30 protein-coding genes are annotated in these 25,318 nt (G+C 69.3%); 26 read left to right on the top strand and 4 right to left on the bottom strand.

Translation table 11 applies throughout. From position 1 onward, the window contains the following. Positions 1–6: 6 nt before the first annotated feature. Together fliD and LH076_RS01945 are read right to left on the bottom strand one after the other, a co-directional pair. Positions 7–1,461 carry a flagellar filament capping protein FliD gene (fliD, locus tag LH076_RS01950; protein ID WP_227782322.1) on the bottom strand — a complete coding sequence of 485 codons (1,455 nt, stop codon included), beginning with the start codon at positions 1,459–1,461 and terminating at the stop codon, positions 7–9. Positions 1,462–1,558: 97 nt separating this feature from the next. Then, positions 1,559–2,419, bottom strand: a complete 861-nt coding sequence (locus tag LH076_RS01945) for a flagellin (RefSeq protein WP_227782320.1) — start codon at positions 2,417–2,419, stop codon at positions 1,559–1,561. Between the two features lie 159 nt (positions 2,420–2,578). On the opposite strand from LH076_RS01945, the gene LH076_RS01940 reads away from it, so the two are divergent. Both LH076_RS01940 and LH076_RS01935 read left to right on the top strand, forming a co-directional pair. Next, entirely contained in the window at positions 2,579–3,610 is a 1,032-nt protein-coding gene (locus LH076_RS01940) for a glycosyltransferase (RefSeq protein ID WP_227782319.1), read from the top strand. Continuing rightward, positions 3,607–4,629: a glycosyltransferase family protein gene (locus tag LH076_RS01935; RefSeq protein WP_227782317.1), complete on the top strand. Its 1,023-nt coding sequence runs from the start codon at positions 3,607–3,609 to the stop codon at positions 4,627–4,629. The genes LH076_RS01940 and LH076_RS01935 overlap by 4 nt, the downstream gene beginning before the upstream one ends. 48 nt (positions 4,630–4,677) lie before the next feature. Here LH076_RS01935 and LH076_RS01930 read toward each other — a convergent pair whose 3' ends face one another. Next, positions 4,678–5,550 (bottom strand): sigma-70 family RNA polymerase sigma factor, encoded by an 873-nt coding sequence (locus LH076_RS01930; RefSeq protein ID WP_227782316.1) that lies wholly within the window; start codon positions 5,548–5,550, stop codon positions 4,678–4,680. A 114-nt stretch (positions 5,551–5,664) separates the two neighbouring features. After that, the gene (locus LH076_RS01925; RefSeq protein WP_227782314.1) at positions 5,665–6,735 is read right to left on the bottom strand and encodes a protein-glutamate methylesterase/protein-glutamine glutaminase; all 1,071 of its coding nucleotides are present in this window, start codon (positions 6,733–6,735) and stop codon (positions 5,665–5,667) included. Positions 6,736–6,836: 101 nt separating this feature from the next. On the opposite strand from LH076_RS01925, the gene LH076_RS01920 reads away from it, so the two are divergent. From LH076_RS01920 to fliN, 24 genes are all read left to right on the top strand, one after another. Continuing rightward, complete coding sequence (locus LH076_RS01920; RefSeq protein WP_227783562.1) at positions 6,837–7,688, top strand: CheR family methyltransferase; 852 nt, start codon at positions 6,837–6,839, stop codon at positions 7,686–7,688. A 4-nt stretch (positions 7,689–7,692) separates the two neighbouring features. Beyond that, a complete protein-coding gene (locus LH076_RS01915; RefSeq protein WP_227782312.1) occupies positions 7,693–8,073 on the top strand; it encodes a response regulator in 381 nt (126 codons plus the stop codon). Between the two features lie 2 nt (positions 8,074–8,075). Beyond that, positions 8,076–8,537: a chemotaxis protein CheX gene (locus LH076_RS01910; RefSeq protein WP_227782311.1), complete on the top strand. Its 462-nt coding sequence runs from the start codon at positions 8,076–8,078 to the stop codon at positions 8,535–8,537. A 38-nt stretch (positions 8,538–8,575) separates the two neighbouring features. Next, entirely contained in the window at positions 8,576–8,938 is a 363-nt protein-coding gene (locus tag LH076_RS01905; RefSeq protein ID WP_227782309.1) for a response regulator, read from the top strand. After that, positions 8,938–9,432, top strand: a complete 495-nt coding sequence (locus LH076_RS01900) for a hypothetical protein (protein ID WP_227782307.1) — start codon at positions 8,938–8,940, stop codon at positions 9,430–9,432. Before LH076_RS01905 ends, LH076_RS01900 begins: the two co-directional genes overlap by 1 nt. 71 nt (positions 9,433–9,503) lie before the next feature. After that, complete coding sequence (locus LH076_RS01895) at positions 9,504–10,634, top strand: glycosyltransferase (protein WP_227782305.1); 1,131 nt, start codon at positions 9,504–9,506, stop codon at positions 10,632–10,634. A gap of 115 nt (positions 10,635–10,749) precedes the next feature. Beyond that, positions 10,750–11,115 carry a flagellar basal body rod protein FlgB gene (gene flgB, locus LH076_RS01890; protein ID WP_227782304.1) on the top strand — a complete coding sequence of 122 codons (366 nt, stop codon included), beginning with the start codon at positions 10,750–10,752 and terminating at the stop codon, positions 11,113–11,115. Between the two features lies 1 nt (position 11,116). Further along, on the top strand, positions 11,117–11,509 hold the full coding sequence (locus LH076_RS01885; RefSeq protein WP_227782303.1) for a flagellar basal body rod protein FlgC: 393 nt from the start codon (positions 11,117–11,119) through the stop codon (positions 11,507–11,509). Between the two features lies 1 nt (position 11,510). After that, positions 11,511–11,846, top strand: coding sequence for a flagellar hook-basal body complex protein FliE (locus LH076_RS01880; RefSeq protein ID WP_227782302.1), 336 nt, complete (start codon positions 11,511–11,513; stop codon positions 11,844–11,846). Between the two features lie 10 nt (positions 11,847–11,856). Next, entirely contained in the window at positions 11,857–13,467 is a 1,611-nt protein-coding gene (gene fliF / locus LH076_RS01875) for a flagellar basal-body MS-ring/collar protein FliF (protein ID WP_227782300.1), read from the top strand. Then, positions 13,464–14,519, top strand: coding sequence for a flagellar motor switch protein FliG (gene fliG, locus LH076_RS01870; protein ID WP_227782299.1), 1,056 nt, complete (start codon positions 13,464–13,466; stop codon positions 14,517–14,519). Before fliF ends, fliG begins: the two co-directional genes overlap by 4 nt. 14 nt (positions 14,520–14,533) lie before the next feature. Next, the gene (locus LH076_RS01865; RefSeq protein WP_227782297.1) at positions 14,534–15,211 is read left to right on the top strand and encodes a flagellar assembly protein FliH; all 678 of its coding nucleotides are present in this window, start codon (positions 14,534–14,536) and stop codon (positions 15,209–15,211) included. Positions 15,212–15,290: 79 nt separating this feature from the next. Beyond that, positions 15,291–16,589, top strand: coding sequence for a FliI/YscN family ATPase (locus LH076_RS01860; protein ID WP_227782296.1), 1,299 nt, complete (start codon positions 15,291–15,293; stop codon positions 16,587–16,589). A 142-nt stretch (positions 16,590–16,731) separates the two neighbouring features. Continuing rightward, positions 16,732–17,199 (top strand): flagellar export protein FliJ, encoded by a 468-nt coding sequence (locus LH076_RS01855; RefSeq protein ID WP_227782294.1) that lies wholly within the window; start codon positions 16,732–16,734, stop codon positions 17,197–17,199. A gap of 82 nt (positions 17,200–17,281) precedes the next feature. Continuing rightward, positions 17,282–17,980, top strand: a complete 699-nt coding sequence (locus tag LH076_RS01850) for a C40 family peptidase (protein ID WP_227782293.1) — start codon at positions 17,282–17,284, stop codon at positions 17,978–17,980. Further along, a complete protein-coding gene (locus LH076_RS01845; protein ID WP_227782291.1) occupies positions 17,980–19,341 on the top strand; it encodes a flagellar hook-length control protein FliK in 1,362 nt (453 codons plus the stop codon). Before LH076_RS01850 ends, LH076_RS01845 begins: the two co-directional genes overlap by 1 nt. Before the next feature lie 10 nt (positions 19,342–19,351). Then, positions 19,352–19,828 (top strand): flagellar hook assembly protein FlgD, encoded by a 477-nt coding sequence (locus LH076_RS01840; protein ID WP_227782290.1) that lies wholly within the window; start codon positions 19,352–19,354, stop codon positions 19,826–19,828. A gap of 4 nt (positions 19,829–19,832) precedes the next feature. Beyond that, positions 19,833–20,825 (top strand): flagellar hook protein FlgE, encoded by a 993-nt coding sequence (locus LH076_RS01835; RefSeq protein WP_227782289.1) that lies wholly within the window; start codon positions 19,833–19,835, stop codon positions 20,823–20,825. 117 nt (positions 20,826–20,942) lie between these two features. After that, positions 20,943–21,281, top strand: coding sequence for a flagellar FlbD family protein (locus LH076_RS01830; RefSeq protein ID WP_227782286.1), 339 nt, complete (start codon positions 20,943–20,945; stop codon positions 21,279–21,281). Continuing rightward, positions 21,281–22,063 carry a motility protein A gene (locus LH076_RS01825; RefSeq protein ID WP_227782284.1) on the top strand — a complete coding sequence of 261 codons (783 nt, stop codon included), beginning with the start codon at positions 21,281–21,283 and terminating at the stop codon, positions 22,061–22,063. The genes LH076_RS01830 and LH076_RS01825 overlap by 1 nt, the downstream gene beginning before the upstream one ends. Positions 22,064–22,065: 2 nt before the next feature. Next, entirely contained in the window at positions 22,066–22,974 is a 909-nt protein-coding gene (locus LH076_RS01820; RefSeq protein ID WP_227782283.1) for a flagellar motor protein MotB, read from the top strand. Continuing rightward, positions 22,971–23,429 carry a flagellar basal body-associated protein FliL gene (fliL, locus tag LH076_RS01815; protein ID WP_227782281.1) on the top strand — a complete coding sequence of 153 codons (459 nt, stop codon included), beginning with the start codon at positions 22,971–22,973 and terminating at the stop codon, positions 23,427–23,429. Before LH076_RS01820 ends, fliL begins: the two co-directional genes overlap by 4 nt. 70 nt (positions 23,430–23,499) lie before the next feature. Next, complete coding sequence (locus tag LH076_RS01810; protein ID WP_227782280.1) at positions 23,500–24,444, top strand: flagellar motor switch protein FliM; 945 nt, start codon at positions 23,500–23,502, stop codon at positions 24,442–24,444. Next, entirely contained in the window at positions 24,441–25,316 is an 876-nt protein-coding gene (gene fliN, locus LH076_RS01805) for a flagellar motor switch protein FliN (protein WP_227782278.1), read from the top strand. Before LH076_RS01810 ends, fliN begins: the two co-directional genes overlap by 4 nt. Positions 25,317–25,318 lie beyond the last annotated feature (2 nt).

Below are 25,318 nucleotides of genomic sequence, written 5' to 3'. Positions count from 1 at the left end.
CGGCACCTAGTCGCTGGAGTCGAGGCTTTCGATCGCCGAGGTGAGCCAGGACTGCTGGGTGGTGAGCTTGCTCATCGCGGTCTCGAGCGCGGTGTACTGCGTCTGGAGGCTGGCCTGCTTGGCGGTCAGCCTGTCGTCCCACTGGGAGATCTCGTCGTTGAGCGTGGTGATGATGCCGTGGTTGCTCTTCATCCCCGAGATCATCTGGGTGAGGCTGCCGTCGCTCGCGAGGATCGTGTTATCGCTCTGCAGGCCCTTGGTGCCCGAGATGGACTTGGCCGCCTTGACCAGGCGCGCCGCGAAGCCGTCCGAGCCGGCGATCGCCTCCTGCACGCCGCTGGGGTCCTTGGCGTAGGCGGCGGCGAAGGTGGTGGCGTCGAAGGTGAACTGGCCGTCGCGGTCGATCTCGATGCCGTAGTCGTTCAGCACACCCTTGCCGTCGGACGTGTAGATCGTGTTGATCAGTTGATTGGCCAGGGCGCGGATCGAGCTGTCGCCGGCGAGCACCCCTGCGTCCGAGGCGGCTGTGCCACTGCTGGTGTCGTCGATGGTGCCATACGACGTCGCCGAGCTGAGGTCGTCCAGGACGGAGTTCAGCTGCGAGATCATCGCGGCCACGGCCGTCGAGCGGGACGTGGCGTCGGTGGTGACGCTGACCTGGGAGACGGTCGAGCTCGACGCGCCGGCACCGAGGGCGATGTCCACCCCGGGGAGCACATCGTCGAACGTGTTGGACCGCGAGGTGACGGCGATGTCGCCGACCGTGATCTTCGCGCTCTTCCCTGCCGTCGAGCTGGCGGTGCCGAGCGAGAGGCCGTCACCGCTGAGTCCCACGGTGCCTTCGCCGGTCTTGGCGTCGGTGAGCAGCACCCGGTAGGTGCCGTCCCCGAGGCTCACGCTGGCGGCGCTGACCAGGGACTCACCGTCGCTGCCCTTGAGGGCGTTCAGGTTGGCGAGGATGGTCTTGAGCGTGCCGTCGCCCGTGTCGACCGACGCGGTGGTCCCGTCGGCGAGCGTGAGGGTGAGAGAGTTCGGCGCGTCGGTCGTCGACGGGGTCGCGACGACGTCGGTGAGCGCGTGCGCGTCGCTGAAGCTGAGGGTGGCCGCGGTCGCGCGCTGTGTGACGGCGACGGTCAGGCTCGCGGCGCTCGCCGTGCTGTCGGCGGTGACGCTGATGTTGCTGTCGGAGGATTTCGCGGTGAGCGACTGCCAGGTACTGCCGCTCTCGAAGCTGGCGGCGGACGTGCCCATTGCGGCGATCCCGGAGTTGAGGGTCTGCATCGCGGAGAGCTTGGCCTGCTCGGTCGCCAGTCGGGTCTTGAGTGCGTCCTGGGGCGCCTGCTCGACCGCCATCAGAGCGCTGATGATGCTCGTGGTATCCAGCCCACTGGCGATGCCGCTGAACGTGATGGTCGAGCCACTCGTGCTCGCGGTACTGGTCGAGCTGGTCGTGGACGTCATGTCAGCCTCCGGGGTTCACGTTCGGGGTGAAAGGGGTGAACCCGGGTGGGCGCCTTCTGGGTCTCCCCAGCGCGCGACCCACCCGGGTTCGCCAGAATCACTGCAGGAGCGAGAGGACGCTCTGCGCGTTCTGGTTGGCCTTGCTGAGCATCGACGTACCAGCCTGCGAGAGGATCTGGGTACGCGTGTAGTTGCTCATTTCCGAGGCCATGTCGGTGTCCTGGATGGCGCTGTTCGACGCCTGCAGGTTCGTCTGCGTGACCGACAGGTTGTTGATGGTGTGCTGCAGGCGGTTCTGGTAGGCACCGAGGTTCGCTCGGAGCGTCGAGACGTTCTGCAGACCCTTGTCCAGGTCGTCAAGGGCGTTCGACCACGTGGTGGCGTCGTCGCTGCCCTTCAGGTTGGCCGCAGCACCGAGAAGCGCGGAGCCGGAGAGGTCGACCTTGTTGGTGCCGGTCTTGGTCAGGTCGATGTTGAGCTGGTTACCGGCCTGGTTGGTGACCGAGCGGGCACCGATCTGGAAGTGGAGGTTGGCAGAACCGGAGAGGATCTTGTTGCCGTTGAACTCCGTGGTGTTGGCGATGCGGTCGAGCTCCTTGGAGAGCTGGCCGATCTCGGTGACGATGTTGCCCTTGGCCGCCGAGTCGTTGGAGTCGTTCGCGCCCTGAACGGTGAGGGTGCGGACACGCTGCAGGATGGACTGAGTCTCGGACAGAGCACCGTCGGCGGTCTGAACGACGTTGATACCGTCCTGGGCGTTGCGGACAGCCTGGCCGGTGCCGTTGATCTGGGCGGTGAGGCCCTGGCTGATGGCGAGGCCGGCGGCGTCGTCGGCCGCCTTGTTGATCCGCAGACCGGAGGAGAGACGCTCGACCGACGTGCTCATCGACGACTGCGTCGAGGTGAGGTTGCGGTACGCGGTGAGGGCGTCGATGTTGGTGTTGATGCGAAGGCTCATGTGGTTTTCCTTCCTGGAGGTGAAGCCTGAGTTCGGAGCCCGTCCGTGGGCTTCCAGCCGGGATGATCGGCTCCCCCTGAGCGCACCTGAGCAACAATTCCGGCATTTTTCCGAACCCCGGACCTCGGATCGGGACCGTCCCAGCCGATCGATCACCTCGTGAAGATCTTTGCCTGGTCCACCGCGTTGGCGACCGACGCGTCCTTCCACTACCGGATCAACGCGCCCCTGACGGAGCTCGCCTACCAGGGCCACGCCGAGGTCGGGGTGGGACCGGTGCTGCAGCACGACGCTCAGGTCGACGTACTCATCGGCCACCGCCTCGCCGCACCAGAGTACGTCGACGGGTGGGCCGGCTTCGGTGACCGCGCACTCCTCGTGCTCGAGCACGACGACGACTACGTGAACTTCCGCTCCGACCACCCGACGTTCCAGCACGGCATGTCGTGGCAGGACTACACCGACTGGGGCCGCGACTCGGTGATCCGCTCGCTGCAACTGGCCGACCTCATCACCGTCTCGGTACCCCACCTCGCCGAGGTCTACCGCCAGCACACCGACGCCGAGATCGTCGTGCTGCACAACACCGTCGACGAGGTACTCCTCGAGGTCCCGCAGCGAGAGCGCCAGCCCGGTGAGCAGCTGATCGTCGGGTGGGGCGGCACCGGCAGCCACGCCCGTGACTGGCAGCTCTGCGGTCGCGGCGTGAAGTACGGCCTCACCAAGGCCGACGCCCACATGGTGATGATGGGCAGCGACTTCCGTCCGGTCCTGGGCTACCGCGACAGCTCGTTCGTGCAGTGGACGGACGTGATCAGTGACTACTACCTGGCCATCCACGGCTGGCACGTCGTCATAGCGCCCCTCACCGATGAGCAGTGGAGCCGGTCCAAGAGCCCGCTCAAGGCCCTCGAGGCCGCCGCGCTCGGAGTACCGGCCGTGGTCGGCGACGCGACGCCGTACCGCGACTTCATCGTGCACGGGGAGACCGGCTTCCTCTGCCGCACCGACGACGACTGGATGAAGGCGATCCGCGCCCTCGGCAACGACGAGGAGATGCGGCGCGCGATGGGCCTGGCCGCCCGCGAACGTGCGCGTGGCTTCATCGCCTCGGAGTGGGCGCCGACCTGGGCGGAGACCTACCGCAATGCCCTTGCCCGCAAGGGACTGCTGGCCGGCACCGCCCGATGAGCAGCATCCGCACCCTCGTCTGGCGCGGCGACTTCGACGCCAGCTTCCTCTACCGCCTCGCGCTGCCGTTGAGCGCGGCGTACGACCAGGGCCTGACCGACGTCGCCTTCCTGGACTGGGGCAACACCGGCGAGACCGTCCCGGACGTGCTCGTCGCACAGCGCCTGATGACCCCGGAGATGGCCGACCAATTCACCTCGGCCGTGGCCCGCCTGAAGGTGCTCGAGTACGACGACGACCTGCTCGCCCTGCGCGCCGACAGCCGTGTCTTCCACAGCCTCGACCGGCGTCTCTACCTCGATCAGTGGGTGCCCGCGATGGCCCGCGCCCTGGCGAGCGCCGACCTCGTCACCGTCTCGGTCGCACCGCTGGCCGAGCGCCTCCGCGCGCACACCGACGCACCGACCGTCGTGCTGCCCAACACGATCCACGGCAGCCTGCTGTCGCTGCCCTCCCCACAGCGGGCCGACGGCGAGCAGCTCAAGGTCGGATGGGGTGGCACCGGCACCCACGACACAGGGTGGATGGACCATGGCCCGGGCATCGCCCGCGGGCTCAAGGCCGCGAAGGCCCGGATGATCATGATCGGCTCGGACTACAGCTTCCTGCTCAACCACCCGGTGGAGTTCCGGCCCGGCACCGAGTCACTGTCGGAGTACTACGGCCTGATCAGTGATCTGCACGTGATGCTCGCGCCGCTGCGGGACGACGACTTCAACCGCTCGAAGTCACCGCTCAAGGCACTGGAGGCCGCAGCCCTCGGCATCCCTACGGTGGCCGCCGCGGCCGGCCCCTACCCGGACTTCGTCATCGACGGCGAGACCGGCTTCCTATGCCGCACCCGCAACGACTGGGAACGCGCGCTCAAGGCTCTGGCGTACGACGAGGACCGCCGTCGCACGATGGGCGCGGCCGCCCGCGAACGGGCCCGCACCCTCGTCACGGGCGAATGGGCCGCACGATGGGTCGAGACCTACCGCGAGGCCCTCGCCTCGAAGCACGCGATCGCTGGGATCTGAGGGTCGGTATCCGACCCTCAGATCCCGGGGATCGCGAGCTGGATCGGTTCAGCCGGCCTCGTCGTACTGGCCCCGGCTGGCCTCGACGACGGTGAGGCCGCGGCGGGCACTCTCGGCGTGGCGGGCGGCGACGGCCGCGAAGTAGGACTCACGACGGCGGCTGGCGCAGCCGCCCTCCTTGCCGACCGGCTGCACCAGCGACGGCTCGAGCTGGCTGTTGAGCGCATCGCGCAGCAGTACGAGCGCCTCGGCGCGCATCTGCGAGATCCGGGAGTCGGTCACACCGAGCTCGGCGGCGATGTCGGCCATCGGGCGCTCGGCGAAGAAGTAGTCCTGGACCACGATGCGCAGCCGCTCGGGGAGCTCCTCGATCGCCTCAGCCAGGTAGACCAGCTTCTCCTGGTGCTCCAGCAACGCCTCCGGACTCGGGGCGCGGGTCGGGATGAGTTCATCGAGCGAGGCGGTCGTCGCACCGTGCAGCGACAGGATCTGCGCGCGGGCGACGTCGTCCTCGTTGGCAGCGACCTCCTCGACGCTCATCCCGAGCGCGGAGGCGACCTCGGCGACGGACGGTGTCCGGCCGAGGGCGGAGGTCAGCCTGGTGCGGGTCTCCTCGAGGTCTCGGGCACGGCGGCGTACGGACCGCGAGGCCCAGTCGACGCTGCGGAGTTCGTCGAGGATCGCCCCGCGGATGCGGGTGGCGGCGTAACGCTCGAAGGGGACGCCACGCTCGGCGTCATAGGCCTTGGCGGCCTGGACCAGAGCGGTCAGGCCTGCCGAGGTCAGGTCATCGCGGCTGACATGCGAGGGGACGCGACCCATCGTCTCGCGGACGATGTGGCCCACCAGCGGCATGGTGCTGGTGATCAGCAGCTCGTGTGCGACGCGGGGGTCGTCGCTCGGGGGAATGTGCTCGGTCACGGACGAAACTGTGTCAAGCCAGACACGCCCGTAGGGCACTTTGGTCCAGCTTCCACCCCGATCAGCTGCAAATCAGGACAGAGGTCCCGGAGTCCCGGACCCCGGCGGAGGGCCCTAGGTCCCGACCTGCATAGACATGCATGCGCGGGCCACCCGGTGGGGGAGGTGGGGAAGCGGCAGGACCTCGTCCGCCAGACCCGCCATCGCAACCGCGCCGGGCATGCCCCACACGACCGAGCTGGCCTCGTCCTGCACCAGGACACGGGCACCCTTCTCGGCAAGCGCGCGGACTCCCTCGAGTCCGTCCTGGCCCATCCCGGTCAGGATCGTGGCGACCGCGCGGCCGCCGTACACCTCCGACGCCGTCCGGAAGAGGACGTCCACGGCAGGGCGGCAGAAGTTCTCCTGCGGCCCCTGGTCCAGCTTGAGGGCCACTCCCCCGGCCCGTGCGACGACGCGGACGTGGAAGTCGCCGGGTGCCAGCAGCACCGTCCCCGCCCTCGGTACGTCGCCCTCCACCGCCTCACGCACGGTGAACGGTGAGATCTTGTCGAGTCGCTGGGCGAGCATCGTGGTGAAGACCGGCGGCATGTGCTGGACGACGAGCACCGGCACCGGGAGGTGGGCCGGCAGGTCGGTGAGCAGCGTGGCGAGCGCGTCGGGACCGCCGGTGGAGCAGCCGATGAGGAGGACCTCCGGCGGGCCGGCGTGGGCCTTCGTCCCACTGACGACGGGTTCAGCGCGACGCGGCCTGGGCGCCGGGGTGGCAGGAGCCAGCAGGCGCATGCCCGCGAGCGCACGGATCCGCGGGACGAGCTGGTCGCGGACGGAGGCGAGTCCCTCGGCGACGGAGCCGGTGTTCGACGGCTTGGTCACGTAGTCCGAGGCACCGCGCGAGAGCGCCTCGAGGGTCGCGGCCGCGCCGCGCTCAGTGAGCGTGGAGAACATGATGACGGGCAGGCGCGGGTGCGACGCGCGGATCCGCTCGAGTGCACCGAGTCCGTCGAGGCGGGGCATCTCGATGTCGAGCGTGACCACGTCGGGCTGCAGCTCCTCCACCATGTCGATGGCCTCGAGACCGTCGCGCGCCTTGCCCACGATCTCGATCTCATGTGCGTCCAGGAGGGCCGAGGCGATCAGCCTTCTGATGAGGGCCGAGTCGTCGACGATGAGCACACGGATCACGCGCCTTCCATCGGCCCCACCCATGGCCGCATGAGCATCCTGTCCCACACCTCAGGACCTCTCAGAAATTCCGGCCTGTGCCCGATGGACAACCCGTGGCAATGTCAGCGACCAGCTTCCAGCTCATCTCGACGCTCGTGCGTCGGGAGACGGCGATGGTCTACTACGACGAGGCGAAGGACTACCTCGTCGAGGCCCGCCTGCTGCCGCTCGCGGCCGCCGCCGGCTTCGGGAACGACGTCGACGCCTACATCAAGCGGGTGACGGTCGACCCGGTCGAGCGCCGCAGGGCCGTGGACGCGCTGACGATCAACGAGACCAGTTGGTACCGCGACCTGTCGCCGTACCAGGCCTTCACCGAGCACATGCTGCCCCGCCTCCTGGAGACGCGTGCTGCCTCCCGGCACCTGCGGATCTGGTCCGCGGCCTGCTCGAGCGGCCAGGAGGCGTACTCGATCGCGATGCTGCTCGACCAGCACCTGCCGGCCGGCTGGACGGCCGAGATCCTCGCGACGGACGTCTCCGAGGCGATGGTGGCGCGGGTGGCCACGGGGCGTTACAGCCAGGTCGAGATGAACCGCGGCCTGCCCGCGACGAGCCTGGTGAAGTACTTCACCCGGGTGGGCAGCGAATGGGAGGTCGTCCCGCAGCTGAGGCAGATGGTCCGCGCCCGCTCCCTCAACCTCGCCGAGCCGTTCCTCGGCGTCGGCGGCTTCGACGTCATCCTCCTGCGCAACGTCCTCATCTACTTCGAGGCGAGCATGAAGTACGACATCCTCCGCCGGATCCACCACCACCTGGACCACGACGGTTATCTCCTGCTGGGCTCCACCGAGACGACCCTCGACATGCCCGCCCACGTCGCCGACCTCTGGCGCACTGAGCCCCTGGGCCGGGTCCAGGCTCACCGCAGCACCTCATCCACTCCTCTCGCCTCACCGATCGGAGCATGACCATATGCGCGCGATGATCATCGACGACTCCCGAGCCATGCGGAGCATCCTGCGACGCATCGTCTCCGAGCTGGACTTCGAGACCTCCGAGGCCGGTCACGGCCAGGAGGCGCTCGACCAGTTCAACGCGGGCGAGGTCCCCGACCTCTGCCTGGTCGACTGGAACATGCCGGTGATGAACGGCTACGAGTTCATCACCGCCGTCCGCTCCAACCCCGACTGGCGCAGGGTCACGCTGATGATGGTGACCACCGAGTCCGAGCAGACGCAGATCGTGCGGGCGCTGGCCGCCGGCGCCCACGAGTACGTCATCAAGCCGTTCACGCCCGATGCCATCGTCGAGAAGCTGGAGCTCCTCGGCCTTCTCGAGAGGGGAGTCGCCTAGCCATGACTCTTGCACCCGAACAGACCGACGTCGCCGCCGTCGTCGGGCAGGTCTGGAGCAGCTTCCTCGGTGAGGAGCAGCCGCTCCTCCCCACTCCCGCCGCTGCCGGGCCGTTCGTCGAGCCGTGCTGGTCTGCCGCCGTGTCGATCAGCGGCGGCTGGGACGCGACCGTGACGGTCGAGGTCTCCGCCGAGCTCGCCGTCGCGCTCACGCGCCTGATGCTGGGCTTCGGTGACGACGACGCGCTCGAGGACGGCGACGTCGCCGACGCCGTCGGAGAGCTGGTCAACATGGTCGGCGGCAACATCAAGTCGCTCATGCCCGGCCCGAGCGTGCTGTCGCTCCCGGCCGTGGCCGCCGGCCGCTCCGCTCATCCGAGCGGTGCGATGGAGGTCTCCCGCTTCGACGGCACCTGGGCAGCGCTGCCCGTGCGCGTCAGCGTGCACGTCCTCTCCCAGAACTGAACCTCTCCCCCACGACAACAACGCGAGAAGAGAGACCCATGAAGATCATCGTCGCCGACGACAGCCGGGTGATGCGCCAGATCATCATCCGCACCCTGCGCCAGGCGGGCATGAGCGGGCACGACATCGTCGAGGCCGAGAACGGCCGCGACTGCCTGGACAAGGTGGTCGTGGAGAAGCCGGACCTCGTGCTGTCCGACTGGAACATGCCCGAGATGAACGGCATCGACTGCCTGCAGGCACTGCGCTCCGCGGGCAACGAGGTGAAGTTCGGCTTCGTCACATCCGAAGGCTCCGACGACATGCGCGCCCGGGCCTCGCAGGCCGGTGCGCTCTTCCTGATCGCGAAGCCGTTCACGGCTGAGACGTTCGACGAGCACCTGAAGGACGTGCTGGTCTGATGCAGACCTACCTCCCGACCCACCTGCCGACCCCGAAGCAGGTCCGCGACCTCCTGGTCGACCTGCTCGGCAAGGAGGTGACGCTCTCCCAGTCCGCGCCGTTCGCGCCCGGGCCGAACCAGCCGGCGTCGATCGCGGTCTACACCGACGACTCGCTCCGGCCGATGGCCCTCATCGCCGGTGACCTCAAGTTCTCCGCGTACGCCGGCGGGGCGCTGGCCCTCGTCCCGTTGAAGTCCGCCGACGAGGCGGTCGAGGCGGGCACGTTGGACCAGACGCTCGCCGAGACGCTCTACGAGGTGCTGAACATCGCCTCGTCGATGTTCAACGAGCCGAACCATGCACACCTGCGTCTGCACCAGCTCCATCCCGCCGGCGTACCGCTGGACCCGATGGTGCGTGCCCAGGCGCTCACCCTCGGTCGTCGCGAGGACCTCAGCGTGGACATCGCCGGCTACGGCGTCGGCCGCCTCAGCCTCGTGATGATCGCCTGACCCCTCCGCCGAATCCCTGGTTTCCTCCCGCCGAATCCGGCCCTTCCTCCCGCCGAGTGGGGACATTCCTGATGCCGACCCCGACCCTGTCGCTGGCGCTCATCGTCAAGGACGAGGAGCGTTGTCTGGCGCGCTGCCTCAGCTCCACGGCGGGACTCTTCGACGAGACCGTCGTCCTGGACACCGGCTCGACGGACCGCACCGTAGCGATCGCCGACGAGCACGGCGCCACGGTGCACACCTTCGCGTGGGTGGACGACTTCGCCGCGGCACGGAACGCCGCGATCGCGCACACGAGCGGTGACTGGGTGCTCATGCTCGACGCCGACGAGTGGCTCCTGCCCGGCGCGGACGCAGTCCTCGCCGACGTACGACGACAGGCACCGACCTTCGTCGGGGAGATCGACGTTGCCAGCACCATCGGGCTCCGGACGGCAGGGGACCCCGGACTCGACGGCAGGAAGCCCGGGACTCGGCGGGAGGAGAGCCCGGATTCGGCAGTGGACGGGGGGACGACGGCGTCGGGATGGATTCCACGACTGCTGCCACGCGGTGTCCGCTGGACCGGCCGGATCCACGAGCAGCCCGACTGGAGCGGACCGATCCTCCGCACCGGGATCCGGGCCGGCCATGACGGCTACACACCCGAGCTGATCGCCGCCAAGCGCGGCCGCAACGCCGCCCTGCTGCGCACCGAGCTGCAGGAGCAGCCGGATGACGCCTACCTGCTGCTCCAGCTCGGCCGCGCGCTCGAATCCGACCGGGAGTACGCCGACGCGGCCGACACCTACCTCCGCGCACTCTCCCTCACCGACCCCGCAGTGCCCGCACGCCATGACCTGGTGGTGCGCCTGCTCTTCACGCTCGGCCAGGCCGACCGGACGCAGGAGGCGCTCGACGTCGCCGACGCCGAGGGCACGCGCTGGAGTGAGTCACCGGACTTCCACTTCTGCCTCGGCGACCTGCTGCTCACCCACGGCATCGCGCACCCGGAGGACACGACCCAGGTGTTGCCGATGATCGAGGGCGCGTGGCTGCGGGCCCTCGAGATCGGCGATCGACCCGACCTGGTCGGAGCCGTCGCCGGACGGGGCGGCCACCTGGCGGCGTACAACCTTGCGGTCCTCTACGAATCCATGGGCCAGCCCGGGCGAGCATCCGAGTTCCACCAGCGATCTCGGGACCTTCGACCCCTCAGGTAGCACCGGGCAGGGCCGAAGGGAAAGGCCGAGCACGGATAGCTCGCACCACCCGCCGAAGGATCGGCTTCCCCCGATCGGCATCACCAGATGCCGGCTCTTCGAGAGGGCTGCATCCGTGTCCTTTGGTGTCTCCAGCGACGTCACGCTGACCCTGCACACCGCGCTCAACGGCCTGACCCAGCGGCAGGACGTCATCTCCGACGACATCGCGAACGTCGACACCCCGAACTTCCGGGCGCAGTCGGTCGACTTCGAGTCCTCGCTCCAGCAGGCGATCAGCGATGGTGAGTTCGACGGCTCCGACTCGGTCGTGACGACCTCGACCGACACGCAGACCCCCGTCGGCGCCAACGGCAACAACGTCGACCTCCGCAAGGAGACGATGGCGATGATCCAGACCCAGTACTCGTACCAGATGGTCGGCCGCGCGCTCTCCGACCAGTACTCACTGCTCAAGACCGCTGCGGCGGGTGGTGCGTGACATGGGCGCCTTCGACATGCTCAGCATCGCCAACACGTCGCTCGGTGCACACCAGACCTGGCTCGACGCGCTGTCGGACAACATCGCCAACGTCAACACGGTGACCTCGACCAGCCAGTCGGCGTACCAGGCGAAGTTCGCCGTCTTCACGCCTGACGCCAACGGTGGGGTCGACGTGGCCGGTTTCGCCCAGAGCAGCGCCGAGGGGATCGAGGTCTCCTCCCCCGACAGCCCGCTCGCCGACGCCGACGGCATGGTGCGCGAGCCCGACATCGACATGAGCAGCCAGATGAGCCAGCTGATCATGGCCCAGCGCGGCTACCAGTCCTCCGTCCAGGTGACGAAGTCCGCCCAGGACACCTACGACTCCGCGCTCTCGATCGGCGCAAAGTGAGATGAGCATCTCCGGTATCGAGGCCGTCAGCGGCTTCTCCCCCAGCAACTTCCTCAGCATCGGCGACACCGACGCCACGGCGAGCACGTCGGCGACGTCTGCCACCGGAGCGACCGGCACCGACTTCAGCGCGATGCTCGGCGAGGGCATCGACAGCCTCGAGGCCAAGACCGACAAGGCGGCCGACCTGTCGGTCAAGGCGGCCACCGGTGACCTGAGCAGCATCCATGACTACACGATCGCGGCGTCCGAGGCGCAGCTCGCGACCCAGCTCACCACGGCAGTGCGCGACAAGGCGGTCTCGGCCTTCCAGCAGATCATGCAGATGACGGTCTGAAGCAGAGACGATGCGCGAGAGACTGACCGGCCAGCTCGGCCGCTACACCCGGACCTTCGCCGACTTCACGGTCGGCCAGAAGGCGGTCGCCCTTGTCGGCACCGCTGCACTCCTCCTCGGAGGCTTCCTCGTCTTCAAGTGGGCCAGCGCACCGACGTACTCACCCCTCTACTCCAGCCTGAGCGGGACCGACGCCTCCGCGGTCGTCGACGAGCTCGACAAGGAGGGCGTGAAGTACGAGCTGACCAACGGCGGCTCGACGATCATGGTGCCGCAGTCCGAGGTCTACACCGCCCGCGTGGCGCTGGCGGGCAAGAACCTGCCGGCCAGCGACGACGGCGGCTACGCCCTGCTCGACAACCAGAACCTCTCGACGTCCGACTTCCAGGAGCAGACGAACTTCAAGCGGGCGATGGAGGGTGAGCTGACCAAGACCATCGAGGCGATCGACGGCGTCCAGACCGCCGTCGTCCACCTCGCGATCCCGGAGAAGGAGGTCTTCAGCGACGAGCAGGACCCGACCACCGCATCGGTGCTGGTGAAGACGGCGATCGGCAGCACGCTCAGCCAGGAGCAGGTGCAGGCGATCGTCCACCTCGTCGCCTCCTCGATCGACGGGCTCGACCCCGACAACGTGACCGTCGCCGATGCGACCGGCAAGGTGCTGACCGTCCAGGACGACACGGCTGCCGGCGCCGCCAGCACGCAGCTGCAGGAGGTCCAGAACTTCCAGAACCAGATGCAGGCGCAGATCCAGGCCGTGCTCGACCGCGTCGTCGGCCCGGGCAACGCGACCGCCACCGTCACGGCCGCGCTCAACTTCGACAAGACCACGACGAAGAGTCGCAAGTACACCTACGACAAGACCGTCCCGCCGCTCTCGGAGTCGTCGCAGACCGAGAGCTACAACGGCACCGGCGACGCGGAGAGCTCCGCGGTCGGCGGCGTCGTTGGCCCCGACGGCCAGATGGACCCGACCAGCACCGCGAGCGGCGCGCCGTCGGACTACAAGAGCGAGACGGCGACCAAGGACAACGCCGTCGGCCAGGTGGACCAGGAGATCGAGTCGGCCCCCGGGCAGGTCGCCGGACTGCACACCAGCGTCATCCTCGACGCCAACAAGATCGGGCAGATCCAGCCCGCCGACATCAAGAACGTCGTCTCCGCTGCGATCGGCATCGACACCACGCGTGGCGACACGATCGACGTCAGCTCGATGCCGTTCGACCGCACGACCGAGACGGCCGCCGCCAAGGAGCTCGCCAAGGCCGAGGCCGCCCAGGCAAGCGCCCAGCGCATGACGTGGATCCGCGACGGTGGCATCGCCGCGCTGGTCCTCCTCATCCTCCTGCTCGCCTGGCTCAAGGCGCGCCGCAAGGCCAAGGCCCGCGAGGTCGCGACGTCGTACGTCGTGGAGCAGCTGCGTGCCGACGCCGAGTCCCGCGCCGCAGCCCAGGAGCTCGAGGCCGGCCGGATGATGGCCGAGCTCGAGAACTCCGTGACCCCGCTCGAACTCAACCCCGTCGACGAGATCCGGGACCAGCTCAACACCCTCGTGGAGAGCCAGCCCGAGGACGTCGCCGCCCTGCTCCGTGGATGGCTGGTGGACCAGAAGTCATGAGCACGATGACCCCTGCCCTCGCTGTCATGGCTGCCTCCGGTGGCTCGCTGTCCGGCTCGCTCGGCGTCCGCAAGGCCGCGATCCTGCTGGTCAACCTCGGCCAGGAGAAGGCTGCCGCCGTGCTCAAGCACATGGGCGACTCCGAGGTCGAGGCGATCACCGCCCAGATCTCCCAGCTGGACATGATCACCTCGGCGGAGACCGACGAGGTCCTCACCGAGTTCCACCAGCTGATGCAGGCCCGCGCCCACATCGCACAGGGCGGCTTCAACTTCGCCCAGGAGCTGCTCAACAGCTCGATCGGCGAGGAGCGCGCCCAGGAGATCATCGACCGTCTGCACGCCGCCGCGGTCCAGATGCCCTTCCAGTTCCTGCACCGCGCCGACCCGGCACAGCTGCGCGGCTTCATCGCCGAGGAGCACCCGCAGGTGATCGCGCTCGTCCTCGCGCACATGACACCGGACAAGGCCTCGCTGCTCCTCTCCGGCCTGCCCAACTACCTGCAGGCGATCGTCGCCCACCGCATCGCGGTGATGGACCGTACGTCGCCCGAGATCGTGCGAGCGGTCGAATCGGTGCTGGAGCGCAAGCTCTCCTCGATGCTGCAGCCGGCCGAGGTCTCCCGCGTCGGCGGCGTCGACCCGCTCGTCAACATCATCAACCGCTCCGACCGCCCGACCGAGCGGATGATCGTCGAGGGCCTCGAGAACCTCGACCCAGCGCTCGCCGACGAGGTCAAGAGCCGGATGTTCATGTTCGAGGACATCGTCGGTCTCGACGACCGCTCCGTGCAGCAGGTGCTCCGCCAGGTCGACACCGCCGACCTGTCGCTGGCCCTCAAGGGCGTCTCGACCCAGGTCAAGAACAAGATCACCGACAACCTGTCGGAGCGTGCGGCCGAGAACCTCCTCGACGAGGTCGAGATGCTCGGAGCCGTCCGCCTCGCCCAGGTGGAGGAAGCGCAGCAGTCGATCATCCGCACCATCCGCCAGCTCGAGGAGCAGGGCCAGATCACGGTCCGTCGCGGCAACGACGACGAGTTCGTCGTCTGACCGGCTGAGCTGCGATGTCCTTCGACCACCAGGTGATCCGACGAGGTTCCGGCGCTCCGCTGGAGACCCTGACCACGCCCGACCTGCCCCGCGGCGAGATCGAGCACACGGAGCTCGCCAGGACCGTCCTCGGCGAGGTCGCCGAGAAGGCCCGCACCGAGGCACGCGCCCAGGGCTACCTCGTCGGCTGGTCCGAGGGTCGTCGCGACGCCCAGCAGACCGCCGACCAACTCGCCCGCGAGCACGAGGCCGCCCGGCTCGAGAGCGAAGCGCGTCGCACGGCCGAACATGCCGCGGCGGTCCAGGCACTCGCCACCGCCGCAGCCGAGGTGCGTGGCCTGCTCGAGTCGCTCGCCGCGGCCGTCGAGTCCCAGGCGACCCACCTGGCGTGGTCCCTCACCGAGACGCTCGTCGGGCACCAGCTCTCCGTGCTGGAGGCTCCCGACGTCGTACGTCGTGTGCTCGATGTCCTTCCCGCCGTGCCGACCGGCCTCGTCCGGTTCCACCCGAGTGTCGCCTCCGAGCCGGCCGTGCGCGAGCTCGTCGACGCCGGCCTCGAGATCCTCGGCGACCCCCGCCTCGGCCCCGCCGACGCCCTCGTCGAGTCCAACGGTGCCGTCACCGACCTCCGGATCAGCGCTGCCATGGAGCGGGTCCGCGCCGTGCTCACCGACGACTCGGGCGAAGCGTGACCGTTCCTGCGCCGATCTGCGACGACACGCTGGCAGTTCCGGCGTGTCGCGCCGTGGCGCCGCACAAACGGACAACCTCATGATCCTCACCCCCGAGTGCGCCGAGCTCGCGCGCGAGGCGGCTGCTCCCCAGCGACTCGGGACCGTGGCCGGCATCGTCGGCCTCCAGCTCGAGATCGCCGGTCTCGCGGCCGCCGTCGGTGACCTGGTCGCTGTCGACACCAGCGCCGGCGAGCTGCTCGCCGAGGTCGCCGCACTGAGGCCCGGTGCGTTGGTCTGCCTACCGCTCGGCCCGCTCTACGGTGTGCGCGTCGGCGACCTCGTCCGCCACACCGGCGGCCCGCTGCGGATCGCCGTCGGGCCGGAGCTGCTGGGACGTGTGCTCGACGGACTCGGCCGGCCGATCGACGGCGGTCCCCCGATCGACCACCTCGCCCGGGTCAGCGTCGACAACGAGGCGCCCAACGCCATGCAGCGCCCACGGATCGAGGACCCACTCCTCCTCGGCGTACGGGCCATGGACTCCCTCACCCCGTGCGGCCGCGGTCAGCGCATCGGCATCATGGCCGGCTCCGGCGTCGGGAAGTCGTCACTGCTCTCGATGATCGCGCGTGGCACGTCAGCCGACGTCAACGTGATCGCCCTCGTCGGCGAGCGCGGTCGCGAGGTCCGCGAGTTCCTCGACAACGACCTCGGAGCTGAGGGTCTCGCGCGCAGCGTCGTCGTCGTGGCCACCTCCGACGCCCCCGCGGTCGAGCGGCTGCGCAGCGCCTTCGTCGCCACCCGCATCGCCGAGTCCTTCCGCGACGCCGGTAAGGACGTCGTGCTGATGATGGACTCGCTTACGCGTGTGGCCATGGCCCAGCGCGAGATCGGGCTGTCGGCAGGAGAACCGCCCGCCACCCGCGGCTACCCGCCATCGGTCTTCGGGATCATGCCGCGCCTCCTCGAGCGTGCCGGCACCTCGCCGCACGGCTCGATCACCGGGCTCTACACCGTCCTCGTCGAGGGCGACGACATGCAGGACCCCATCGGCGACACCGCCCGCTCGATCCTCGACGGCCACCTGGTGTTGTCCAGGGCTCTCGCCACATCCGGCCACTTCCCCGCGATCGATGTGCTCGAGTCGATCTCGCGTCTCCAGACGACGGTCACCACGAAGGAGCAGCAGGCCGACGCTCGTCGCCTGCGCCAGCTCCTCGCCGCGCATCGCAACGTCAAGGAGCTCGTCGAGATCGGGGCGTACGCTGCCGGCTCGGACCCCGACGCCGACGTGGCCATCGGGCTGCTGCCGAGGATCAACGACTTCCTGCGCCAGCGCATGGACGAGCGCATCGACGACACCTGGGCGCGCCTGCACTCCCTCGTCGGCACCTGACCCGGGATCCTTGGGAAATCGGGACCCTCCGGACGCTCAGGTCCCAGCCGGCCACACCGATGTGAATCATCGAGCGACGGATTGCTCACCCCCGCCGACGGACCGGCAGCCTCGAACACCCCCGAACCGAAGGCGACTTCCTGTGTCCGTCCGCACCGGCTCCGCTGACCGTGGTCTCTCCGCGGTCGCGCGCGTCCGCGGCGTCAAGGAGTCCGAGAGCCTCCTCGTCCTGCAGCACGCACTGATCGAGCAGCGTGAGCGCGAGGAGCGCCTCGCGCAGCTCCAGGCCCAGCTCCGCGCCGCTGCCGCCCTCGAGGCCGAGATCCTCGGCGCCGGCACCCCCGGTGCCCTCCTGACCCTCCAGATGAACCTCGGCCAGCTCAACGACTCCATCCAGCAGGCACGCAGCGAGATCGCCGTCGCCGAGCACATCACCGAGTCGGCCCGCTCCCGTTGGGAGTCCGACAAGACCCAGCTCTCCGCCGTCGAGCAGCTCCTCGAGCGCCGCGCGGACGAGCGCCGTGTCGAGCGCGACCGCCTGATCGCCAAGGACGCCGACGACCTCGCAGGGCAGGCCTGGGCCCGCAACCGCGAGGCAGGTGACGCATGAGCGCCATGGGATCGCCCACTCGCATCACCTCCATCCGGGCCTCGCTCGCTGGCGCTCGCTCGTGTCCTCCGGAGGTGGCTTCGTGAGCATCTCGTCCGTGATGGATCGGATCACCTCGATCCAAGGCCAGATCGAGCAGCTGTCCACCTTCGCCACCAGCACCGCGTCGGACACCAGCGCCACGGAGTTCGGCGACGAGCTGACCAGCGCCCTGGGGGCGACCACGTCCGCCCGGACCGCCACCGGCACGGCGGCGACCACGGACACCGCGGACGTCTCGGCCCAACAGCAGCAGGTGATCTCGGCCGCCGAGTCCGCCCTCGGCCTGCCCTACGTCTGGGGCGGCAACTCGCTCACCACCGGCGTGGACTGCTCCGGCCTCGTGCAGCAGGCCTACAAGACCATCGGCGTCGACCTCCCGAGGCTCTCAGCCGACCAGGCCAGGTCCGGCACGGCCGTCGCCTCGATGGCCGACGCCAAGCCCGGCGACCTGCTGGCGTGGGACAACTCCAGCCGCAACAACGGCGCCGACCACATCGCGATCTACCTCGGCGACGGCACAATGATCGAGGCACCGCACACCGGCGCGAAGGTCCGCATCGTCGACGTACCGTCCACCCCGGACTACATCCGCCGGATCATCGGCAACGACGCCACCAGCGCCCGTACGTCGACCACCGCCAGCGTGGCCAGCACCATCCCGACGAGCGTCGGCAAGGAGTCGGTCGCCACCGCCCGCTCCGCCTATGACCTCCAGGCCCTCTTCTCGGGAGCCAGCTGATGACCACGATGTCCCTGCTCCCATCGATGCCGACCCCGTCGAGCACCCCGAGCCCGCGCACCCGCGGCCGCAGTGACTCCGAGACGCACACCAACGCCCACACCCGTCGCGACACCTCCGACGCGACGACGCCGCGTGCCCGCCGCAAGGACACCTCCGACGCAGCGGCCGACCAGCCCGCCGGGGAGGGAACGTCGGTCACCTCCCCGACGGACTTCGAGCTCGCGCTCCAGTCCGCGATGGCCGGCACGGTGACCCCGCCCCCAGCGACGGCAGCCCAGGCCAGCACGGCCGCGGGGGTGCCCGCAGACTCCGCCGCTCCCTCCCTTCTCGCCGCGGCAGCCACGCTGCCTGCCGCCCCCGCTCACCCGGGCAGCACGAGCAACCCCCTCTCCGCCACGCTGCCCGGGTCCACGTCCCCGGCACTCGCCACCAGCCCGACCGGAGCCCCGGGCACCCCAGACGTCGTGGCCAACCCCACGACGGCCGCGCCGGTCGCCGACGCAACACCGCCTGCAGCGTCGGCGCCGGCAGCGACCGTGCGAAGCACCAACACAGCGCAGAACACCAGTACGCAGCACATCGACACCCCCACCCCGGCGAGCGCCGACGCCACCCCGACCGGGCCGGCAGCGCCGGCAGACGCCACGGGCGCCCCCTCGACGAACGCGGGCGGCGCGGACTCGGGCGCGCCGCGCGAGTTCGGAAACGAGCGCCAGCGAGTGACGCTGTCCGAGGTCAGCGGCGCGCCCGGGTCCGCGTCGCCCGCCCCCGGTGCGGAGGTGGCACAGTTGCTGGCGCAGGCGCCGGCGTCGCCCACCACAGCAGCACAGTCCACCCCGGCGCACACCGAAGCCGTAGCCCGCCAGGTCTTCCCGGAGATCGCCCAGTTCACCCAGACCGCCACGCCCGGCACCCACCGGCTGGCGATCACCCTCCACCCCGAGGACCTCGGCGAGGTCAAGGTGACGCTGGTGATGCGGGCGGGTGAGCTGCAGGTGCACCTCGACGCCGACACTCCGGCCGCACGCGCCGCACTCGCCAGCGGATCCCACGACCTGAACCGCATGCTCGAGCTCACCGCGCCCACGGACACCCGTGTCGTCGTACGCGAGGCCGGGACGGGCGCCCACACCGACACCCGTCAGCAGAACGGCCAGCAGAATGGCCAGACCGGCCTGGAGCAAGGCGCCACCGGGCAGCAGCGCCAGGGCCGCCACGACGCCCAGCAGTCGCAGCAGTCAGAGCAGTTCGCGGAGTTCGCCAGCGTCCTGTCGACGCCCGCGCGCACAACGGCTCCGGTCACGGAGTCGACCACTACCACCACGAGCCCAGCCGGTCGCCTCGACCGGCTGATGTGAGGAGCAGAACGTGACCGTCTCAGCCGTCGAGGGCACCACCAACGGCATCCTGGCGCTGGCCAACGCCGCGTCGGGCACCAGCTCGACGACCGCGTCGTCGAGCGAGGACCAAGACATGTACCTCCAGCTCATGGTGGCCCAGATGAAGTACCAGGACCCCATGAACCCGGTGAGCACCACCGACATGCTGTCGCAGAACGCACAGTTCGAGTCACTCACGCAACTGCAGGACATCAACGACGAGCTCAGCCAGGTGCTCTCCGCCCAGCTGTCGTTCGGCGCGATGGGGATGCTCGGCCAGACGGTCGCCTACACCGACGCCAACGGCGTCTCCGCCACCGGCACTCCGAGCGCCGTCAACTTCACCTCCACGGGCCCCGTGCTCACCATCGGGGACGCCTCTGTCCCCGTCGCGTCGGTCACCGGCGTGAGCAGCCCCTCCACCAGCACCTCCAGCACTTCAACCAGCTCTAGCAGCCAGGAGTAAGACCATGCTTCGTTCCCTCTTCGCCGGCATCAGCGGCCTGCGCGTCAACCAGACCATGCTCGACGTGACCGGCAACAACATCGCCAACGCCAACACGACCGGCTTCAAGTCCTCGACCACGGTCTTCCAGGACACGCTCTCCCAGATGCTCACCGCGGGCTCGGTCCCGACCGCGCAGACGGGTGGCACGAACCCGATCCAGATCGGGCTCGGCGTCCAGCTGGCCTCGACCTCGGGCAACTTCACCCAGGGCTCGGCCCAGACCACCGGTCGCGCCACCGACCTGATGATCAGCGGTGACGGGTTCTTCATCCTCGGCAGCGGCTCGGACAACGCCACGGGCGAGCAGCCGAACCAGGTCTACACGCGGGCCGGCTCCTTCTCCTGGGACAACTCCGGCAACCTGGTCGCACCGGACGGCAAGTTCGTGATGGGCAACGAGGCCGACCCGACCGGCTACACGTACACCACGGACCCGGCCACCGGCGCCTACACCGCGACGGCGACGTACGCCGTCTCCGGCACTCCCACGACCAACACGCTCACGAGCCTGCACCAGATCCAGACGATCACCGTCGCGACCGACGCCGACGGCAACCCCGTCGCTACCGGGGACGCCAGCGCCACGGGCTCCTACACGGCCACGCTGACCTCGTACGAGATCGGCTCCGACGGCGTCATCCGGGGCACGTACGACGACGGCATCAAGCGCGACATGGGCAAGCTCGAGCTGGCGACCTTCACCAACACCCAAGGCCTCAACAAGGTCGGGGACACCGAGTTCGCGCAGGCCGCCAACTCCGGCCAGGCGCAGATCGGCGACGCCGGCTCGGCAGGACACGGCAACCTCACTGCCGGTGCGCTCGAGATGTCGAACGTCGACCTCGCCCAGGAGTTCACCAACCTGATCCTCGCCCAGCGTGGCTTCGAGGCGTCGTCGAAGGTGATCACGACCTCCGACTCGATCCTCGAGGACCTCATCCAGATGAAGCGCTGAGCCCTTCCGCACTACCACCGGCCCGCCGAATCGCTCAGGAAGCGACTCGGCGGGCCGAACTCCATTTCGCGCGGCCATGGACGGCCACGTGAATCAGGCGGCGCACAAGGACGGTGCATGATGATCACGCTGACGAGACTCTCCGGTTCGCAGTTCCTGCTGAACGCCGATCTGATCGAGCGCGTCGACAGCACGCCCGACACGGTGATCACCCTCGTCGACGGCAAGAAGTACGTCGTGTCCGAGTCGATCGGCGACGTACTCGATGCTGTGGTGGCCTATCGCGGCGAGATCGTCGCCCTGGGCTCGCTCCTCGACGCCGCCCACGCCCATGCGCAGTCGATGAAGCACGGCGCCCCCGCTCCGCGCCGCGGTGAGCCCAAGCTCGCGTCCGTCGCGTCCCACCCCTCCGCCCTGCACGTGCACGGCGTCGAACGCACCGGAGGAGACGCCTGATGAAGAAGGACCACGCAGCGACACTCGGCGTCGCCCTCGGCTTCGTCGTCATCATCGGGTCCAACATCATGGAGGGCGGCAACCCGACGGCGTTGCTGCTCCCGGCTCCGATGGTGCTCGTCTTCGGCGTCACCATCCTCGTCAGCGTCGCCGGCGGCACCATGGCCGACGCCAAGGCGATCTTCCCCAACCTCAAGAAGGCGTTCGGCGGAGGCGTCGCCCCAGCGGGCGAGCTCGTCCCGACCGTCGTCTCGCTCGCCGAGAAGGCTCGGCGCGAGGGCCTGCTCGCGCTCGAGGACGGCCTCCGCGACGTCGAGGACCCGTTCCTGGTCAAGGGCGTCACGATGGCGATCGACGGCACCGACCCCGAGGAGCTCCGCGACATCCTCGAGGGCGAGGTCTACGCCAAGAAGCTGGCCGACAAGCATGCCTCGAAGTTCTTCTCCGACGCCGGCGCCTACTCCCCCACGATCGGCATCATCGGCACGGTCATGGGGCTGGTGCACGTGCTGGAGAACCTCTCCACGCCCGAGACACTGGGCCCGCTCATCGCCTCCGCCTTCGTCGCCACCCTCTGGGGTGTCTGTGCCGCGAACGTCCTGTGGTTCCCCATCGGCAAGCGCCTGCAGCGGCTCAGCGACCTGGAGGTCGCGCGGATGGAGCTCACCATCGAGGGCGTCTCCGCGATCCAGGCCGGCTCCAACCCCCGCCTCGTCGCCGAGAAGCTCAGGTCCCTGCTGCCCGCCTCGGAGCAGGACGCGCCAGGTGAGAAGGCGGCCTGACCATGTCCCGGAACTCCCGCCGGCGGGAGGTGCACGAGGAGCACGATGAGGGCGCCGAACGCTGGCTCGTGACGTACGCCGACATGCTGACGCTCCTGATGGTGCTCTTCATCATCATGTTCGCGATGTCGACCGTGGACGACAAGAAGTACCAGGCACTCAAGAGCGGTCTCGCGGCCGGTTTCGGCCACACCGCCAACATCCTCGACGGCCAGACCGCCGACATCACGGAGGCGGGGCAACAGGCCACGGACATGAGCGGCTCCCTGGAGAACGAGCTCTCGCTCACCCAGAAGTCCGCCGTGGCCAAGGAGGTCGCGAAGGAGAACCAGGCCGTGCAGGAGCGCGCCTCGGCAGCCGCCCAGGCGGAGGTCGACGACCTGACCCGGCTCTGGTCCCGGATCCACAGGGCGCTGGCGAAGCAGGGACTCGCCGACGACGTGCAGGCACAGATCGACGAGCGCGGTCTGGTGATCTCGCTGGTGTCACGCCACATCGTCTTCCAGCCGAACCTCGCCGACCTGACCGCGCGCGGCCAGCAGATCCTCAACACGCTGGCACCTGCGCTGAAGCGCCTCACCGAGCCGATCGAGGTCGACGGCCACACCAACCAGGTGAAGGTGAAGCCGAAGTACTACGCGACCGACTGGGACCTCTCGTCGGCCCGCGCCATCGCCGCGCTGCGGTGGCTCAACGAGCACAACGGCCTTCCGGCCGGGCGCCTCAGCGCCACCGGATTCGGCCACACCAAGCCGCTGATCGATCCGAAGGCGCCCGGCTCGCAGGACATCAACAAACGGGTCGACATCATCGTGCTCTCACAGGCGCCCGCCGAGACCCGCGAGAAGTTCAACCAGGTCCAGAACTCACTCAAACCCGTGTACAGCGACACCCAGGGAGGGACGTCATGACCGTCACCGCCATGCCCAAGAACGACGAGGAGGCACAGCCGAAGAAGAAGCCGATACGCCTGATCGCCTTCGTCCTCGTCCTCGTGATCGCCGCCGGTGCCGGCTGGTTCCTCGTGCTCAAGCCCAAGGAGGCGACCGGCAAGCCGGCCGCGCCGAAGCCCGGCGCGGTGCTCAAGCTCGACTCGCTCCAGATCAACCTCACCGACGGCCACTACCTCCGGGTCGGCATCGCGCTGCAGTTCACCGACAAGGTGGCGGCCGAGGCGGTGACCGAGATCGACGGCTCCAAGGCCCTCGACGCCGAGATCGCCACCTTCAGCGGTCTCTCGATGGCCCAGGTGATGGCCAAGGGTGCGCGCGACTCGTTCAAGGCCCAGCTCCTCGCCCAGCTGAAGAAGCGCTACGAGGACGAGCCGGTCATGGACGTCTACTACACGGAGTTCGTCACCCAGTGAGGGACCCGGGACCAAGTACTCATGGGTCCCAATTCCTCAGAAGGTCCTCGCGGGCGCCGATCACATCGGCGTGAGCACCACAGCGCCCTCCCGGAACCGCCGTCGCGGCCGCTCCGGCGAGCCGGTCCCCTACGACTTCCGGCGACCGATCCAGCTGTCCCGTGAACACTCGCGGACCCTCCAACTGGCGTTCGACGGCTTCGCCCGCCAGGCCTCGACGGTCTTCACGTCCTCGATGCGGACGGTCTGCACGGTGGCGCTGCTCGACATTGAGCAGCGCACCTATGCGGAGTACGTCGACTCGCTGGACAGCCAGACCTACATGACGCTCTTCTCGGCCGAACCGCTCCCGGGCGTCTGCATGCTCGAGATGCCGATGCACGCGATCTTCTCCTGCATCGACCACATGCTCGGCGGGCCCGGCTCCGACGACCAGCCCAACCGTCCCCTGACGGAGATCGAGAGCAACGTTGCGCGCGGCCTCATCGAGCGCCTGCTCAGCGAGATGCAGTACTACTTCAACTCCATCGTCCCGGTCGACCCCGAGCTCCTCCGGGTGGAGTACAACCCGCAGTTCGCCCAGGTCGCCGCCACCGCCGACGTGATGGTCGTCTTCACCTTCGAGCTCAAGATCAACGAGCGCGAGCAGAAGATGACGATCTGCATGCCGTTCAGCGGGCTCGGCTCACACCTGACCCACGCCGCCCAGCCCGGTCCGCTCTCGGACCGCGAGCGCGCCCAGCGTGCTGCCGCCGCCGAGACGCTGCAGCAGCAGTTCGGCACCGTGCCCGTCCAGGTCTCGATCCGTTTCCGATCGACCAACCTCGGCCCTTCCGCGATCAGCTCGCTCCGACCCGGCGACGTACTCCGCCTGGACCACCTGGCCACGGCGCCGCTGGACGTGACCGTCGCCGGCAACACGTTCGCCCACGCCACTCCCGGCACCCGCGGCCAGAAGCTCGCGGCCCTCATCGTCGACACCCCACGCGACCCCCGCAAGGAGCAGAACTCATGACCGACTTCACCGCTGCCGCCAAGGAGGCCACGGCCACCGCGGCCGCCGAGGCCGCCGCACTCGTGATGCCGGCCATCGAGCCGCTCAGCGCGGGCCCGGCGCAGCCCGGCTCCCCGCACGTCACCGCGGCCTTCGCGCGCGCCGCCGTCGCGGACCTCGAGCCGCCGGCGGCGGGTCGCGTTGCCATCCTCGTGGGCGCCGACCTCACCAACGCCCTCGACAGCGGACCGCTCGGCGGCCTCGAGCTGCATGTCGCGATCGCCCCGGCCCTCGAGGCGCTCTGCGGCCAGCTCGGCAGCCGGGCCCGCAACGCCCGCACCGTCGACCTCACCGACGTCCTCGGTGAGCTGGGCGAGCCGTTCATGACGGTCCCGCTCATCGGCCTGGGCATCGACGCCGCGGTCCTGCTCAACGACGACGCCCTCACCGGCGCCCGCGAGCCGCTCCCCGAGGAGCAGCCCGGGCCGGCGTACGTCGACCCGACGGTCGCCAGCGCCTCCCAGGCCGTCACGGCTCCGCTCGCGGATCTCTCGGTCGCGGCCCAGACGGCGGCTGCCCAGGCCGCCGCTGCCCCGGCGCAGTCGGCGGCGCCGTTCCTCGGCACGGTCCCCAGTCAGCGCGGGCTGGAGATGCTGCACGGCGTGGACATGGAGGTGACCGTCGAGCTCGGCCGGACCCGCATGACCGTCCGCGACCTGCTCGCTCTCTCCCCCGGCGCGGTGCTCGAGCTCGACCGTGCTGCCGGGAGCCCCGCGGACCTCCTGGTCAACGGCCGCCTCATCGCCCGCGGCGAGGTCGTCGTGGTCGACGAGGACTTCGGGCTCCGCGTCACCGAGATCCTCGACGACGCCACAGCCTCGACGGTGGCCTGACC

It is taken from the genome of Nocardioides sp. Kera G14 (genome assembly GCF_020715565.1).
In the GTDB taxonomy this organism is placed as follows: domain Bacteria; phylum Actinomycetota; class Actinomycetes; order Propionibacteriales; family Nocardioidaceae; genus Nocardioides.
Note: the sequence above shows the minus strand (reverse complement) of the source record. Positions and strands in the feature narration are given on the sequence as shown.

Bases quoted from the DNA above. Each gene is read 5' to 3' on its own strand.
- fliD (WP_227782322.1), bottom strand. From the start codon at position 1,461: ATGACGTCCACGACCAGCTCGACCAGTACCGCGAGCACGAGTGGCTCG.
- LH076_RS01945 (WP_227782320.1), bottom strand. From the start codon at position 2,419: ATGAGCCTTCGCATCAACACCAACATCGACGCCCTCACCGCGTACCGC.
- LH076_RS01935 (WP_227782317.1), top strand. From the start codon at position 3,607: ATGAGCAGCATCCGCACCCTCGTCTGGCGCGGCGACTTCGACGCCAGC.
- LH076_RS01920 (WP_227783562.1), top strand. From the start codon at position 6,837: ATGTCAGCGACCAGCTTCCAGCTCATCTCGACGCTCGTGCGTCGGGAG.
- LH076_RS01915 (WP_227782312.1), top strand. From the start codon at position 7,693: ATGCGCGCGATGATCATCGACGACTCCCGAGCCATGCGGAGCATCCTG.
- LH076_RS01910 (WP_227782311.1), top strand. From the start codon at position 8,076: ATGACTCTTGCACCCGAACAGACCGACGTCGCCGCCGTCGTCGGGCAG.
- LH076_RS01905 (WP_227782309.1), top strand. From the start codon at position 8,576: ATGAAGATCATCGTCGCCGACGACAGCCGGGTGATGCGCCAGATCATC.
- LH076_RS01900 (WP_227782307.1), top strand. From the start codon at position 8,938: ATGCAGACCTACCTCCCGACCCACCTGCCGACCCCGAAGCAGGTCCGC.
- LH076_RS01895 (WP_227782305.1), top strand. From the start codon at position 9,504: ATGCCGACCCCGACCCTGTCGCTGGCGCTCATCGTCAAGGACGAGGAG.
- LH076_RS01885 (WP_227782303.1), top strand. From the start codon at position 11,117: ATGGGCGCCTTCGACATGCTCAGCATCGCCAACACGTCGCTCGGTGCA.
- LH076_RS01880 (WP_227782302.1), top strand. From the start codon at position 11,511: ATGAGCATCTCCGGTATCGAGGCCGTCAGCGGCTTCTCCCCCAGCAAC.
- fliF (WP_227782300.1), top strand. From the start codon at position 11,857: ATGCGCGAGAGACTGACCGGCCAGCTCGGCCGCTACACCCGGACCTTC.
- fliG (WP_227782299.1), top strand. From the start codon at position 13,464: ATGAGCACGATGACCCCTGCCCTCGCTGTCATGGCTGCCTCCGGTGGC.
- LH076_RS01865 (WP_227782297.1), top strand. From the start codon at position 14,534: ATGTCCTTCGACCACCAGGTGATCCGACGAGGTTCCGGCGCTCCGCTG.
- LH076_RS01860 (WP_227782296.1), top strand. From the start codon at position 15,291: ATGATCCTCACCCCCGAGTGCGCCGAGCTCGCGCGCGAGGCGGCTGCT.
- LH076_RS01845 (WP_227782291.1), top strand. From the start codon at position 17,980: ATGACCACGATGTCCCTGCTCCCATCGATGCCGACCCCGTCGAGCACC.
- LH076_RS01835 (WP_227782289.1), top strand. From the start codon at position 19,833: ATGCTTCGTTCCCTCTTCGCCGGCATCAGCGGCCTGCGCGTCAACCAG.
- LH076_RS01830 (WP_227782286.1), top strand. From the start codon at position 20,943: ATGATGATCACGCTGACGAGACTCTCCGGTTCGCAGTTCCTGCTGAAC.
- LH076_RS01825 (WP_227782284.1), top strand. From the start codon at position 21,281: ATGAAGAAGGACCACGCAGCGACACTCGGCGTCGCCCTCGGCTTCGTC.
- LH076_RS01820 (WP_227782283.1), top strand. From the start codon at position 22,066: ATGTCCCGGAACTCCCGCCGGCGGGAGGTGCACGAGGAGCACGATGAG.
- fliL (WP_227782281.1), top strand. From the start codon at position 22,971: ATGACCGTCACCGCCATGCCCAAGAACGACGAGGAGGCACAGCCGAAG.
- fliN (WP_227782278.1), top strand. From the start codon at position 24,441: ATGACCGACTTCACCGCTGCCGCCAAGGAGGCCACGGCCACCGCGGCC.